Origin of the sequence: Stenotrophomonas sp. LST15-1-1.1, assembly GCF_040815575.1 — a bacterium.
GTDB classification, from domain to species: Bacteria; Pseudomonadota; Gammaproteobacteria; order Xanthomonadales; family Xanthomonadaceae; genus Stenotrophomonas; species Stenotrophomonas lactitubi_B.
Map to the genome: position 1 here is coordinate 75785 of NZ_JBFPNJ010000001.1, position 12924 is coordinate 88708.

The 12924-nt window shown below is 65.4% G+C and carries 14 protein-coding genes; 10 read left to right on the forward strand and 4 right to left on the reverse strand.

Translation table 11 applies throughout. The features are described 5' to 3' along the window. The first annotated feature begins 27 nt into the window (after positions 1 to 27). The gene (locus tag MRBLST15_RS00325; RefSeq protein WP_265951325.1) at positions 28 to 351 is read left to right on the forward strand and encodes a hypothetical protein; all 324 of its coding nucleotides are present in this window, start codon (positions 28 to 30) and stop codon (positions 349 to 351) included. A 13-nt stretch (positions 352 to 364) separates the two neighbouring features. Here the strand turns inward: MRBLST15_RS00325 and MRBLST15_RS00330 are convergent, their stop codons facing one another. Next, the gene (locus MRBLST15_RS00330) at positions 365 to 1348 is read right to left on the reverse strand and encodes a hypothetical protein (protein ID WP_367784558.1); all 984 of its coding nucleotides are present in this window, start codon (positions 1346 to 1348) and stop codon (positions 365 to 367) included. A gap of 140 nt (positions 1349 to 1488) precedes the next feature. Between MRBLST15_RS00330 and MRBLST15_RS00335 the strand changes: the two genes are divergently transcribed. After that, complete coding sequence (locus MRBLST15_RS00335) at positions 1489 to 2457, forward strand: DUF2268 domain-containing putative Zn-dependent protease (RefSeq protein ID WP_367784560.1); 969 nt, start codon at positions 1489 to 1491, stop codon at positions 2455 to 2457. Between the two features lie 94 nt (positions 2458 to 2551). Beyond that, positions 2552 to 3298, forward strand: coding sequence for an SGNH/GDSL hydrolase family protein (locus MRBLST15_RS00340; RefSeq protein WP_265951341.1), 747 nt, complete (start codon positions 2552 to 2554; stop codon positions 3296 to 3298). Positions 3299 to 3370: 72 nt separating this feature from the next. Here MRBLST15_RS00340 and MRBLST15_RS00345 read toward each other — a convergent pair whose 3' ends face one another. Then, the gene (locus MRBLST15_RS00345; RefSeq protein WP_367784561.1) at positions 3371 to 4231 is read right to left on the reverse strand and encodes a LysR family transcriptional regulator; all 861 of its coding nucleotides are present in this window, start codon (positions 4229 to 4231) and stop codon (positions 3371 to 3373) included. Between the two features lie 144 nt (positions 4232 to 4375). Here MRBLST15_RS00345 and MRBLST15_RS00350 point away from each other — a divergent pair, with 144 nt between their 5' ends. After that, on the forward strand, positions 4376 to 5500 hold the full coding sequence (locus MRBLST15_RS00350) for an agmatine deiminase family protein (RefSeq protein WP_367784563.1): 1125 nt from the start codon (positions 4376 to 4378) through the stop codon (positions 5498 to 5500). A gap of 81 nt (positions 5501 to 5581) precedes the next feature. Further along, positions 5582 to 6301, forward strand: a complete 720-nt coding sequence (locus MRBLST15_RS00355) for a hypothetical protein (RefSeq protein WP_367784565.1) — start codon at positions 5582 to 5584, stop codon at positions 6299 to 6301. Between the two features lie 15 nt (positions 6302 to 6316). Here MRBLST15_RS00355 and MRBLST15_RS00360 read toward each other — a convergent pair whose 3' ends face one another. Beyond that, positions 6317 to 6862, reverse strand: coding sequence for a thioesterase family protein (locus tag MRBLST15_RS00360; protein WP_367784567.1), 546 nt, complete (start codon positions 6860 to 6862; stop codon positions 6317 to 6319). Between the two features lie 69 nt (positions 6863 to 6931). Here MRBLST15_RS00360 and MRBLST15_RS00365 point away from each other — a divergent pair, with 69 nt between their 5' ends. The 4 genes from MRBLST15_RS00365 to MRBLST15_RS00380 all read left to right on the forward strand — a co-directional run bounded on the left by MRBLST15_RS00365 (position 6932) and on the right by MRBLST15_RS00380 (position 9393). After that, on the forward strand, positions 6932 to 7510 hold the full coding sequence (locus MRBLST15_RS00365; protein WP_367784569.1) for a TetR/AcrR family transcriptional regulator: 579 nt from the start codon (positions 6932 to 6934) through the stop codon (positions 7508 to 7510). 192 nt (positions 7511 to 7702) lie between these two features. After that, on the forward strand, positions 7703 to 8080 hold the full coding sequence (locus MRBLST15_RS00370) for a VOC family protein (protein ID WP_312704340.1): 378 nt from the start codon (positions 7703 to 7705) through the stop codon (positions 8078 to 8080). After that, the gene (locus MRBLST15_RS00375) at positions 8077 to 8829 is read left to right on the forward strand and encodes a hypothetical protein (protein ID WP_367784571.1); all 753 of its coding nucleotides are present in this window, start codon (positions 8077 to 8079) and stop codon (positions 8827 to 8829) included. The genes MRBLST15_RS00370 and MRBLST15_RS00375 overlap by 4 nt, the downstream gene beginning before the upstream one ends. A gap of 48 nt (positions 8830 to 8877) precedes the next feature. Continuing rightward, on the forward strand, positions 8878 to 9393 hold the full coding sequence (locus MRBLST15_RS00380; protein ID WP_367784573.1) for a hypothetical protein: 516 nt from the start codon (positions 8878 to 8880) through the stop codon (positions 9391 to 9393). A gap of 40 nt (positions 9394 to 9433) precedes the next feature. Here the strand turns inward: MRBLST15_RS00380 and MRBLST15_RS00385 are convergent, their stop codons facing one another. Beyond that, a complete protein-coding gene (locus tag MRBLST15_RS00385; RefSeq protein ID WP_367784575.1) occupies positions 9434 to 11542 on the reverse strand; it encodes a TonB-dependent receptor family protein in 2109 nt (702 codons plus the stop codon). Positions 11543 to 11919: 377 nt separating this feature from the next. Here MRBLST15_RS00385 and MRBLST15_RS00390 point away from each other — a divergent pair, with 377 nt between their 5' ends. Next, complete coding sequence (locus MRBLST15_RS00390) at positions 11920 to 12864, forward strand: hypothetical protein (protein WP_367784577.1); 945 nt, start codon at positions 11920 to 11922, stop codon at positions 12862 to 12864. The last annotated feature ends 60 nt before the right edge of the window (positions 12865 to 12924 follow it).

The window sequence follows — 12924 nt, forward strand, 5'->3', positions numbered from 1 at the left end:
ATCTGATGTCTGCTACGGGTTCGCTCCATGAAGGCCTTCATCCTCGCCGTATCGCTGTCGATGTCCGTTGTTCCGGTCGCTGCATTCGGCCAGCCGCTGCCCGGTGAGCTGGCGGCGCTGGGCATCACCCCCGGCATGCCCTATACCAAAGCCAAGCGCCTGCTTGATGCCGCAGGATGGCAGGCGAGCCCGCCACGCGACGCGCCCGAAGCACTGGAGGGTTTCCCGGAAGTGGGCTGCCAGAAGGGCGGCAGCAACTGCAGCAGTACGTTCGCCAAGGATGGGCAGCAGGTCGCTCTGCAGGTGGGAACCACATTGGCGGGTCAGCCCTTCGTGCAGGGCGCCCGCTGAGCGAGATCCGCGCTCATCCCAGCGGCAGGTTATCCAGTGCGCGCGACATCCGATCGTGCAGGTCGCGCACACGTTCGGCCTTGGCGTCCACACGTCGCTCATCGCCGAAACTGCGCACATAGGCGCATGCGGCGAAACCGGCACTTTCCCTTTCGTATTCGGCAATCCAGGCCAGGCGGTCGGGGTTGCTGGCCTGTTCGGCCGACCAGGCCGCCACCGGTGGACGGATACGCGCGATGATGCCAAGCCGCCACGGTTTTGGTGTCAGCCGCGCACGGAAGCAATGCTGCAGCGTGCACATGCGTGCATACAACGTGTCGGTGCCCAGTGCCTTGAAGAAGGCATGCACCTGCGCATCCTGTGGTTCGAACGTGGCATGCATCGCCAGCACGCGCAGCCCGGCCGGGGTGCGGTAGGCACGCAGATGCCAGTCGGGATGGTGTTCGACGAACGCCTGTACGCGCTGCAGCGCGAGGCCTTCGACGCCGCCGGACCGGGCCAGTCGTCGCTTGCGCCGTCCCGACAGGATCTGGTTGACCACCACCATCGCGATGCCGCCGGCCGCCAGGCCGATGTTGAAGTTGCCCAGGGCGCCGCCGATCAGCGCACCGGCTGCCAGCAGTCCCAGTGCGCCGAGCAGTGGCAAAGCGCAGCCCGACGGAGTGGGCACGTGGTCGATGTCGGCAAACAGCACGTCGGGGGTGTTCAGGCACAGCGCGCCGTAACTGTTGCGGGTGATGATGACATCATCCCTGCGCTGCACGATCTGCTCGCGGATCGGGATGCCTTCGACACCGTAGTTGGTCCGTCGCTCGCGACGCGGCACGGACTGGCCGCTGAGGATGTCATCGAGTGCTTCGCGTGCACGCGCATCGGCGTGGGCCTGTGCGGCATCCTGGTCTTCGTCGGACCAGCCGAACCGGCGAACCACCACTGGCCGGCCCCTGTACCTGTCCTGCAGACGGGCTTCGGCCCAGTAGGCTGGAACGATCATCATCCTGTCTTCCCCTTGCTTCCATGGCAGCCGGTCGCCGCGAGTCTGGCACAGCAGAGCAGGGCGTTGCACGATACGGCAGCGCATGCGCCGGCACGGTGATAGATTGCGCGCTTCGCGTGCACTCCACCAAGGACGGAGCCATGTTCGTGTCGTTGCGTTGCCTGCTTGCCCTGGCCCTCGGCGGGGTGGTCGGCACCACCCAGGCGGCGGTGCCGGGACCTGAAATCCTGACCTCCGACGCCACCCGCTTCTACGCGCTGTACGAGGCGGCCGGTGGCAAGCCCAGCGTGGCCCAGTTGGGGCAGTATCTGGCACAGGGCACGCCGAGCCTGGCCCAGTTCGCGAAGCTGCGCCGGGTGACCGCCGAGCGCATGGCCGAGGCGATGGCGCGCGAGTCTGCGGTGTATGCCAATGGACGGGCCTGCCTGGCGGAGTTGCCTGCGGTGCGGCAGCGACTGGTGCAGGTGTTCGCCAATCTGCAGGCGATCTACCCACAGGCGAAGTTCCCGCCGTTAGCGATCGTGGTGGGACGCGGCAAACCGGTGGGCATGACGTATCCGAACGGGGTGGTGATCGGTCTGGAAGCGCTGTGCGCGGCCGACTTCATGAACGCCAACGCGCAGGACCGCTTCGTGCACGTGATCGCGCACGAGTACGTGCATATCCAGCAGACCGGCGTGAGCGAGTACGAAGCAGGCGACCCGCGGGCGACAGTGCTGCGCGAGTCGTTGGGCGAGGGTGTTGCCGAGTTCATCGCCGAACTGATCTCCGGCAACGTCGGCAATGGTCGGCATGCAGGCTGGACGCGGGGCAGGGAAGTGCATATCGAAAGCGCGTTCGCGCTGGATATGGACAACACCGATCTGAAGCCCTGGCTGTACAACTACACGCCTGGTTCGCAGGAGCCCTACGACCTCGGTTACTGGGTGGGGTATCGCATCGCCAAGGCGTATTACCTGCAGGCCGACAACAAGCGCGATGCTGTGCGTGCGCTGATCCAGCAGGACAACCCGAAGGCGATCCTGGAGGCCGGTGGCTGGACGCCGGGCATGTGGATGCCGGCGAAGGTGACCGGTGTGGCAGCAAGGGCGGCTGCATCGGCAAAGTGATCCTCCGCAGGTGGCGCTAGACTGCCCGTGTCGACAGCGGAGGGTGCTCATGCGCAGGAAGGTTTCAATGGTGTGGCTACCGGCTGGTCTGCTCATGGCAGCGCTGGCCACGCCAATGATGGTGCAGGCGGCCAGCACTCCGCTGCTGACCAGGCCGGTCGAGCAGGTGCAGCCGGACGAGGTGCGTTTCATGCAGCAGCGCCTGTCCGACTGGCCACAACTGCAGAAGTACCGCGCGGCCAATGCCGCGTTGCCGCCACCGCTGGCCGGCCACCCGCGCGTGGTGTTTTTCGGCGATTCGATCACCGAAGGCTGGGGTGCGGACGGCAGCAGCACCTTCTTCCCGGGCAAGGGCTACATCAATCGTGGCATCAGCGGGCAGACCACCGCGCAGATGCTGGTGCGCTTTTCGCAGGATGTGCTGGCGCTGCGCCCGAATGTGGTGGTGATACTGGCCGGCACCAATGACATCGCCGGCAACACCGGTCCGGCCACGCAGGCGATGATCGAGGACAACCTGCAGGCCATGCTGGACCTGGCGAAGGCGCATGGCATCGCGGTGGTGCTGGCGTCGGTGTTGCCGGTCAGCGAGTACCCGTGGATGCCGGGCATCATGCCTGCGCCCAAGGTGCGTGCGTTGAATGCTGCGCTGAAGCGCCATGCCGATGCACGGGGTCTGGTCTATCTGGACTATTACGCAGCGATGACCAACCGTGCCGGTGGACTGGATGCGCAGTTGGCAACCGATGGCGTGCACCCGACGGCGAAAGGCTATGCGCTGATGGCACCGCTGGCCGAGGCGGCGATCAAGCGCGCTCAGACGAACGTGCCCAAGCGCTGAGGCAGGTAGTGCAGGCCGCTGGCCGGCAACCTCAAGCTGCATGCAGAACGGATTGCCGGCCAGCGGTCGGCGCTACCCTATCGCCAGTTCCGCCAGCAGCCACTCACAGAACCGCATCACCAGCGGATCGCGGGCGCTGTCCTCGTGCAGCAACCAGCTCCAGCGCGGTCCGCGCACATAGGCCTCATCCAGCGGCTGCAGCAGGCCCTGCGCGCGTGCCGGTGCGGCCAGCAGTTCGCTGACCAGTGCGATGCCCAGGCCCTGGCACGCGGCATCCAGCAGTTGTCCTGGCTCGGAGAAGTTCAGGCCTTCGCGTTGCTGGCCGACATCCACGCCGCCCTGCACCTGCCACTGGCTCCAGTCCATTTCGCGCTCGCCATGCAGGGTGCTGCGCTCGGCAACGGGGAGCGCCAGCACGCTGGGGTGGCAGGCCGGATACAGCCGGTCCTGCAGCAGCATGCGATGCTCGCAATGCGCCTGTGCCTGCAGATCATCGCGAACGCTGATGTCCAGCGTCTGTGCGGTCATGTCCGGCGCTTCTTCGCTGGTCAGCAGCCACAGATCGGCCTGTGGATGCTGGCGGCGGAAGTCGCCCAGCCGCGGTACCAGCCAGTGGCGCGCGAAGGCGGGGCTGGTGTTGACGATCAGTTGATTCGGCTTGCGGTACTGATCGAGCCTACGGATGCCACTGGCCAGCTGCCGCAACAGCGACTGCGTGGTTTCCAGCAGGTCAATGCCGGCATCGGTGAGGGCTACGCTGCGGCCCTGGCGGAAGAACAGCGGCTGTTCCAGGGAATCTTCCAGCCCGCGGATCTGCTGGCTGATGGCCGACTGGCTCAGGTGCAGCTCCTCGGCGGCACGATGGAAGCTGCCGAGCCGGGCGGCAGCCTCGAAGCCGCGCAGAGCATTCAGTGGGGGCCAATGCTTGAGCATGATTGATAAGTCTGGCTGATCGTATTTCCGCTGAATCTATCGTTTGTTATCGTCAATTCGCAAGGGCAACATGGTTCTGTCGCGCATCAGCCGGTGCGCCTGAATCGATCAGCTGGACTTCACGGTCCGCCTTTGGAGCCTGTCATGTCTACCCGTCGCCATTTCATCACCCAACTCGCCGCTACCGCCGGACTGGGCGGCCTGGCCGCGCGGGGTCTGGCCGGACTGCCCGCCCGTGCCCGTGGCGCTGCGCCTGCCCGGTGGCAGATGCCCGATGAACACGGTCCGCAGGAGCGCGTGTTCCTGGCCTTCGCCGCACAGCCGCGGGTATGGGGCGCGCAGGCCGATGCGGTGAACGATGCTGTTGCCCGGCTGGCGCGCACCATCGCCCGCCATCAGCCGGTCAGCGTGTTGTGCCGTCCTGCACAGCGCCGGCAGGCGCAGGAACGCTGCGGCAGTGACAACATCGAATTCCTCGACGTGCCGCTGGACGATATCTGGGTGCGCGACTACGGCGGCTGTTTCGTTATCGATGGCAAGGGCGGGCTTGGCCTGGTCGACTTCAACTTCAATGGCTGGGGCGGCAAGCAGAGTGCGCGCAATGATGGTGCAGTGGCACCGTGGCTGGCGCAGATGACCGGCGCGACGCTGCTGGAAAGCGATCTGGTGGGCGAGGGCGGTGGCATCGAAGTCGATGGCCACGGCACCGCGATCCTGACCGAGAGCTGCTGGGTGAACCGCAACCGCAATCCGGGCTGGTCACGCGCGGATATCGAAGCGGAGATGAAGCACCACCTGGGCCTGCGCAAGGTGATCTGGTTGCCCGGCATCGCTGGCGAAGACATCACCGATGCGCACGTGGATTTCTACGCCCGCTTCGTGCGCCCCGGCGTGGTGATCGCCAACCTGGACAACGACCCGGAATCTTACGATTACGATCTGACCCGCGAGCATCTGCAGATCCTGCGAGAAGCCACCGATGCCGACGGTCGCAGGTTGCAGGTGCATGCGCTGCCGCCGCCGCTGGGCGGGCGCGACAATGTGCACACGCGCGACAACGACGATCTGGCCCGCGGCTACATCAATTACCTGCCGATCAACGGTGCGGTGATCGTACCGCAGTTTGGTGACGCGAAGGCCGATGGTTACTGCCGTGAACTGCTGGAAGAGCTGTATCCCGGTCGCGCCATCGAGCAGGTGGATATCGATGCGATTGCCGGCGGAGGCGGCGGCATCCATTGCGTGACCAAGAACATGCCGCGGGCGTAGTTCACCGGCGCGGCGGCGCTGCGATACAGTGTCTGCCGAGCCGGCCGCGCATGGTGGCCGCCAGGGACGACGAGGCAGGGAATGCAGAACGGAATCGGCAGCAGGCTGCGCTTGGCCGGCGTGGCCACGGTACTGATGCTTGCAGGTCAAGCGAGCGCCATGGCTGCACCTGCAGCGTCAGCGGTCACACGGGAAGCAGTGGATGGCGTTTCCCTGAGCGAATGGACCGCCCGTTGGTGGCGCTGGGCCAATGCGCAGAGGGTGGCGCCCTACATGGATCCCGACGGCCGCCTGTGCGAGCTGGGCCAGGAGGGACCGGTCTGGAACCTGGCAGGGACCAATGGCCGCTTCCAGCCACGCAGGCAGTGCGTAGTGCCCGAGGGGAGACACCTGTTGCTGCCCATCATCAACATGGCCAGCTACCAGACCGGGGAAGACGTCACCTGCGAGGAGCTGCAGGCCGGCGCGGCGATCAACAACGATTATCTGGTCAGCGCTGTGGTGCTGCTGGACGGGCAGCCGTTGGGTGACATGCGCCTGCATCGGGTGAAGAGCGAAGGATGCTTCCACATGGATCCGGACGACGACGATTCGCGATTGGCGGCGGCCGATGGTTACTGGCTGATGCTCAAACCACTGACGCCCGGTCGGCACACCGTGAGCGTCGGCGCCAACTACGGCGCGCCCGAAGGTGGCGCGTACAGTCAGATGCGGCAGACCTTCGAGTATGTGCTGCATGTGGGTGGCCGCACGCAGATCACCCTCGTGACACCCAGGATGCTGGAGGCGTCTGCACCCTGATCTGCGCGGCTCGGGTCAATCATGGTCCTGCTTCAACGCCAGATCGGCAGCCAGCAATGCCTGGGCTGCTGCACTCAGGGCCGGCGAGGGCGGAGCAACCACGCCGATCGATTCCATCATCTGCGGCATGCCGACGAACTGTCGCGCGCGGCGGTCGTAGATGCCAGTGATCAGCAGCGCACGCGTCGCGGTTTTCTGCTCCGGGCCGATCAGTACGCGCTGCTCCATGATGCCGCGCGTGCCGACCCAACCAACCAGCCGCGTTTCCAGGGTGAAACGCTGGAACGGCTTCAGCTCCCGGCGGAACTGGATGGTGCCGGCGCCAACGATCGGCGCCCATTTCTCACGCAGCGCCACCTTGCCCAGCCCCATGCGCAGGATCAGGTCCAGCCGGCCCAGGTCGAAGATGTTCCAGTAGCGGCCGTTGGTCATGTGCAGGTTGCTGTCCAGGTCGTTGGGCAGTACCCGGAAAGAGAGGCGCGAGACCCCGAATGGCGCGTCCAGCTGCGGTCGGAACAGGCTGCACAGCAGCAGGTGGAGCAGGCGGAACCAGAGATTCATGGTTATTACGACTGTTATAGAACGGTCGATACGCTAGTCTATGACGACTGTCTTAGCAAGGAGCCTGCCGTGAGTCCGCGATCATCCGATGCCCCCCAGCGTGTGATCGATGCCGCGGCGCAGATGCTCGCGCGGGTGGGCCTCAATGCCACCAGCATCCGCGAAGTGACCAAGCTGGCCGAAGCGCCGCTGGGGTCCACCTACCACCACTTCCCCGGCGGCAAGCAGGAACTGCTGGCGCGGGCCACCACCATGGCCGGCGACAAGGTGGAGGCGCTGCTGATGGAGCTGCTGAAGGGCGGTGCGGTGCAGGGGTTGCAGCAGTTCCTGGCGCTGTGGCGCGAGCGCCTGCTGCGCACCGGTTTTCGCGCCGGCTGCCCGGTGCTGGCGGCGGCTGTCGAGGAGCCGGTGGAGGCCATGCCGAGCCAGCCGCGTGCGGCGGCCGCCGAAGTATTCGTGCGCTGGCAGGGGCACCTGTCCAATGCCTTCATCGTCGACGGCCACGAACCTGCGGCGGCGAACGGGTTGGCCAGCCTGGTGATCGCCAGCGTGGAAGGTGCGGTGGCCATGAGCCGTGCACTGCAGGACATCGCCCCGTTCGACCGGGTGGCGGCGCAGTTGTTGAAGGCGGCTGCACCCCCCGCTTGAATCACCCGCGCCCGCGCGGGAGACTCATGGCGATCCCTGGTTGGATGCCACGATGGACCAGTCGCAATGTCGCCGCCCGCATCGTCGCCCTGCATTGCAGCATCCAGCGCTGAAGTGGGCTGGGAGGCGGCGGCCTCGATTCGTGGTTACAATCCGCCAACCATTACCCGCGTGCCAGGCAAGGATGTCCGCATGCTGCACCATCTTTCTTTCGGGGTTCGCGATCTGCATGCTGCAGGCCGCTTCTATGATGCGGTGCTTGCGGCCCTGGGCTATCGCCGCGTTTTCGAAGACGACACCGCGATCGGCTATGGCCTGGTCGATGATGAAGACCTGCTCTGCCTGAAGCTGCGCGACGATGCGGCGGCGCCGGGACCGGGCTTCCATCTGGCGTTGGCGGCAACCACGCGTGCGGCCGTTGATGCCTTCCATCGAGCGGCCTTGGCAACCGGAGGCCGGGACAACGGACCTGCTGGCCTGCGCCCGGATTACGGCGACCACTACTACGCCGCCTTCGTGATCGATCCTGATGGCCATCGCATCGAGGCAGTGACCAAGGCGGTGGCATGAGGCGCGGACGCCAGCCCGTTTCGCTGCCGGGCAGCCGCAACGCAGAAACAATGCGCGCGCGACGGCAATTGCAGCATCACGGCTGGCCGCGGCTGCAGATGGCCTTGATCGTTGTGCTCACCGGCGCTGCCGGATTCCTTGCCTCGCACGCGCTTCGCCTGGCGGGCATGGATGCGATGCTGCTGCGCTATCCACTGTCCGTGCTGATGGCCTATGGCGTGTTCCTGCTGCTGATGTGGATCTGGATCCGGTGGCGCTGGGATGCGGTGGCCGACCGATTGGGTTCCGGGCCCGGAGGCGGTGGCAGCCACCAGGGATCGCCGTGGAGTGGCAGCGGTGGGCATTCCGGCGGTGGTGGCGCATCCGCTTCCTGGAGCGAAGCCGCAACGTCTTCCAGCACGAGCGCCGGCAGCACGTCGTTGCTGGACGTAGCCGACGGCGAGGCAGGTCTGCCGTTGCTGGCCATTCTCGGCATCATCGCGCTGGTGGCTACGGTGCTCCTGGCCAGTGTCTGGGTGGTCTGGTCGGCGCCGGTGCTGATGGCCGAACTGCTGGTGGATGCAGCCATCGCCGGTGGTCTGTACAAGCGTATGCAGGGGATGCAGGAGCAGGGCTGGTGGCGGCTGTGCCTGTCCCATACGATCTGGCCGCTGCTGGGCCTGCTGGTGTTCTTCGCCGGTCTGGGCTGGCTTGCGCAGGAGCTGGCGCCCGGTGCGGTCAGCCTGATGCAGGTGTTCAAGGCCTTGTAGCGGGATCTGCCACCACGTTGAATTTCAATCACACGCAAGGAGAAGCGCATGGATGTCGCTGCACGCAGTAACAGGAAGTTCGTTCGTTGGTTGATGGTGGCGATGCTCGCCCTGTTGATGCCCTTCGCGGTGCTGGCCCAGTCGGGACCCACGGCGGCCCCGCCCACAACGGAGGCGGTCGCGGAAGAAGCCCAATGCCGCGCCTGCACCTATGAACGCATCGGGCACAAAGTGGACATCGGCCTGGTGGCGCTGGTGTCGTTGCTGGTGGTTGCCCTGCTGGTCGCCATTTCCCGCGAGTGGGGCACCACATCGCAGCGCTGGACCTGCCGCACGATGGCGCTGCTGCTGGTGGGACTGGGGGTGGCTCTGCTGTGGTGGGCAGGCAGCATCATCTACCTCGGCTACAACCCTTGGCAGGAGGAGGCCGCTCCGCTGGATGCAGCGTTGACGTCGACGCTGCTCAGTACGTCGCCGAAGTGGCTGGCGGGGCTGTTGATGATGGGCTTCGCGCCCACGGTCTGGCGGCGCAGTGAGCGCCTGCCGTCCTGGCGCATTGCGTGATCTCGGGAGCGCCGGGCAATGCCCGGCGCTCCGTTACGAATCAGTCGAAGCGCCAGCGCACGCCCGCATACACGCCGCGGCCTTCGCCGGGCGTCGAGCGTGCCACGTCCTTGCCGGCATCGTTGTAACCGGGGGTGACGGTGGCGGCGTAATGGCGGTCGCCGATGTTGCGCATTTCCGCCCACAGTTGCCAGCGGCCGCCCGGTGCGTCGTAACCGATGCGGCTGCCGAAGATGACGTGGCTGTCGGCCCAGTAGCTGTTGGCGTAGTCCACTGCGATGCGCGAGGCATACTCGGTGTTCAGTGCTGCATACAGGCCCGAGGCGTGGTCGAAGCGAAGTTCGGCTTGGTACGCATGGCGCGGCAGACCCGGCAGGCGGTTGCTGCCGAAGCGCGTGTCATGGCGATAGCGGAAATCGCTGAAGGTATAGGCCTGGCGCAGCGACAAACGGCCTGGTGCGGCCTGCCACAAGGTGCTGTCCAGTCCGGCCTCGATGCCGCGGTGCACGGTGGGACTGGCGTTGTTCTCGGCGATGAACAGGTTCGGCACCGGCTGCAGTTCCACACTCAGCAGTTCATGGTTCACGTGCGCGTAGTAGCCGGTCAGTTCCCAGCGGCCCAGCGACGCGTCGCCGCGTGCGCCGAGTTCCAGCGTGGTGGCAGTCTGGTTCTGCATCGGCACCGGCGCGCGCTGGCGGCCGGTGGACGGACCATTACCCGCGCCGAAGTACTGGTTCGAGCCCCAGATCATCGACCACGGATGTGGCGCCTCCACCGAACGGCTGAGGTTGCCGAACCACTGCGTCTGCGGTGTCTGCTGCCAGGTGAAGCCCAGCCGCGGCGCGTAATCCCAGTCGTGGTCGCGCAGGCGGCCACCACTGCTCGGCCAGGTGACCTGCACATCGCGGCGGGTGTTGATCAGCGCAAAACCGGTCTGCACGCGCAGGCGCTCATTCACGGCCAGGTTGTTGCCGATATGCAGCGTGCTGTCGGTGCCGTGGTGGCGGAAGTCGCGCGTGCGGGTGCCGGCGGCATAACCGTTGTTGGCAAAGCGCAGCGACTCGCGCACGTCCGCATCCAGGTCGTGGGTGACGCGCAGGTCGATGGTGGTCTCGCTGTCCAGGCCAAACAGCGAATGCCGGCGGCGGTAGTCCAGCGTAGCGTTGAGGTTGGCGTAGTCCAGCTGCTGGCGGTACAGGCTTTCGTTCAAGTCCATCGGATACTTGTGATAGACCAGCCCGGCCTGCAGCGAGGAATCCTCGTCGATCTGCAGCGTGGTGACATTGCCCACCCAGGTGCTGCCCGGTTGCGGACGGCGCGCATCGATGGCCAGGTTGGCCGGGTTCGCCGCGCGCGGATCGTTGCGGATCTGGTCGCGGGTCAGGCGCCCAGGTGTTTCGTGGTTGGTTTCGCGGTAGCGCACGAAGAAGCGGGTCTGCAGGTCGGGTGTGATCTGCCAGCCGATGTTGGCCATCGCCCCCTTGCCATCGCCGGACGCGTGGCGCTGGTAGCCGTCGAATTCGGTATCGGTGTAGGCCAGGAAGTAATCGACGTCGCCGCTGACGCGGCCCCAGCTGAGGCCGAGTTTCTGGTAGCCACGGCTGCCCGCTTCGTAGTGCAGCTGCACGCCGGCCGAATCGCGGCCGCTGCGGCTGATGTAGTCGATGGCACCGCCCAGTGCCAGCGCGCCGCGTTCGAAACCGTTCGCCCCGCGCAGTACTTCCACACGCGACAGCCACAACGGTTCCAGCAGTTCGTAGGGCGTGCCGCCCGGGCCGGTCAGCGGCAGGCCGTCGATCGACACCGCAATGCCGGAAGCATGTGCACCTGGGCCGCGGTTGATGCCCGAGCCGCGGATCGACACCTTGGTGCCTTCGTTGCCCGGCGATTGCGCGCTGATGCCGGGCTGGTAGGCCAACACGTCGGCGCTGCTGGACAGGCGGCTGTCCGCCTTGGCCACGTCGATCACGTTGCTGGCGCCCGGCACTCGCTTCAGCGCCTCGCGCGCCTGCATGCTGGCGTCGGCGGCAGTGACCTGCACCGCGTCCAGCGTGGTGGCCTGTGGGGCGGCGGCGGCGGTGGAGGAAAGGCCGAGGGAAACGGCCAGGAACAGCAGCGACGGGGTGGGGCGGTACGGCGAGAGCGACATGCGGGAATGCTGTAAACCACGAAAGTGGCGTGCAAGTTAACAGGTCGGCGGTCCCGCGTCACCCACCGCCTGCGTATGGGCCTGCGCACCCATGCTTCATGCAGAGCCGAGCCATGCTCGGCTCCGCCTTGTGGTCATGCCATTTCCTGTCCGGTGCATATGAGGTGGACCGTCAGACACTTCGGTGGCTCGGAATTACATTTCGCACACGCCTTGGCCCGGAGCCCTGCACAAGCAGACGATGCGTACCGGCACGCTCAAGCTTTTGCCGGCTCTGCCGATAGCGGATTGGGATCAACAGATAGCCGGTCCCGTAATCGCTGCAATGTCGAAACAGATCGAGTTGCGTACAGGACCTTGGACAGGAAGCAATACACATGGAAGGCAGGCCGGAATACCCGTTCATTGACAGTCGCTATGACAATCCGCGCGAACTGGACGAGTTGCAAAACTTTGTCGAGGCGTTGAAGAACTGGAGATTGCAGTACACGGTAGAGCGTGTCTTCTACGACACCAAGTCAAACCTTTGCGAGATCTCGATCGGCGCAGAGATCGATGATTGGACTGTCGATCTCATCTATGCGCTCGCTGATGAGCACATCGGTCAATACCTCCGCGGTGACATGGTTTGCCATGGAAAGCCGATGGCGGATTGGTATGGCCCAAGTGCCGTCGATCCTGGCAGGGGTCCGAGTGAATCCTCGCTGCCACGAAATTGCCCCGAGGGCCGTGACAGCTTGGGAGATGCAGTTGCCGAGGACGGCGGCACGCGGATGCAGGCGCTGCACGAGGGCAAGGACGAGCTGACAGCGGCAGAACAACGTGCGCTTGCTGGAGTGGAGGGTGAGAGCGCGTTGGCAGCCTGGTTCGCGCGGGAGGGGCTACCCTATGTTGCGATCTGCCAACAACCGGAGACCTTCGCCAGTTTGTTTACTGGCTCGGTCAAGCGCCCGGATTTCCTTCTGCTGTTCGATGCGCTGGGTATGATTGGTGTGGATGCCAAGAACATATCACCCAGTGAATGGAATGGGCGCCTGTTCTATACGCTGAGTCTGGATGATGAGCTGAGGAGGGCAATCGCCTTTGAGCGTGTATTCCGCATGCCGGTCTGGTACGCCATCAAGGGGAGGGATGAGTGGCTGTGGATCAGTGCGCTGAAGGCGGTCGAAGCTGGAAGAACCCTCCAGAACAGCGTGACCAAGGCCAACTTTGTCAGTATTGGGAAGCAACACTTCGTTCACGTTCGAACGGGCGATGATCTTGCCGGCCTGTACTCCCAGCGTATCCCCGGATATCGACGGGTGGCGGCACTTTCGGCGTGATCACATTGGCGCCAGGCCTGGGTTGACGGCGTCGATTCATTCGGGTGGCCTGACTTCCTG

What these genes read in the sequence shown, in the direction of transcription:
- MRBLST15_RS00325 (WP_265951325.1), top strand. Translation starts at nt 28, where the DNA reads ATGAAGGCCTTCATCCTCGCCGTATCGCTGTCGATGTCCGTTGTTCCG.
- MRBLST15_RS00330 (WP_367784558.1), bottom strand. Translation starts at nt 1,348, where the DNA reads ATGATGATCGTTCCAGCCTACTGGGCCGAAGCCCGTCTGCAGGACAGG.
- MRBLST15_RS00335 (WP_367784560.1), top strand. Translation starts at nt 1,489, where the DNA reads ATGTTCGTGTCGTTGCGTTGCCTGCTTGCCCTGGCCCTCGGCGGGGTG.
- MRBLST15_RS00340 (WP_265951341.1), top strand. Translation starts at nt 2,552, where the DNA reads ATGGCAGCGCTGGCCACGCCAATGATGGTGCAGGCGGCCAGCACTCCG.
- MRBLST15_RS00345 (WP_367784561.1), bottom strand. Translation starts at nt 4,231, where the DNA reads ATGCTCAAGCATTGGCCCCCACTGAATGCTCTGCGCGGCTTCGAGGCT.
- MRBLST15_RS00350 (WP_367784563.1), top strand. Translation starts at nt 4,376, where the DNA reads ATGTCTACCCGTCGCCATTTCATCACCCAACTCGCCGCTACCGCCGGA.
- MRBLST15_RS00355 (WP_367784565.1), top strand. Translation starts at nt 5,582, where the DNA reads ATGCAGAACGGAATCGGCAGCAGGCTGCGCTTGGCCGGCGTGGCCACG.
- MRBLST15_RS00360 (WP_367784567.1), bottom strand. Translation starts at nt 6,862, where the DNA reads ATGAATCTCTGGTTCCGCCTGCTCCACCTGCTGCTGTGCAGCCTGTTC.
- MRBLST15_RS00370 (WP_312704340.1), top strand. Translation starts at nt 7,703, where the DNA reads ATGCTGCACCATCTTTCTTTCGGGGTTCGCGATCTGCATGCTGCAGGC.
- MRBLST15_RS00375 (WP_367784571.1), top strand. Translation starts at nt 8,077, where the DNA reads ATGAGGCGCGGACGCCAGCCCGTTTCGCTGCCGGGCAGCCGCAACGCA.
- MRBLST15_RS00380 (WP_367784573.1), top strand. Translation starts at nt 8,878, where the DNA reads ATGGATGTCGCTGCACGCAGTAACAGGAAGTTCGTTCGTTGGTTGATG.
- MRBLST15_RS00385 (WP_367784575.1), bottom strand. Translation starts at nt 11,542, where the DNA reads ATGTCGCTCTCGCCGTACCGCCCCACCCCGTCGCTGCTGTTCCTGGCC.
- MRBLST15_RS00390 (WP_367784577.1), top strand. Translation starts at nt 11,920, where the DNA reads ATGGAAGGCAGGCCGGAATACCCGTTCATTGACAGTCGCTATGACAAT.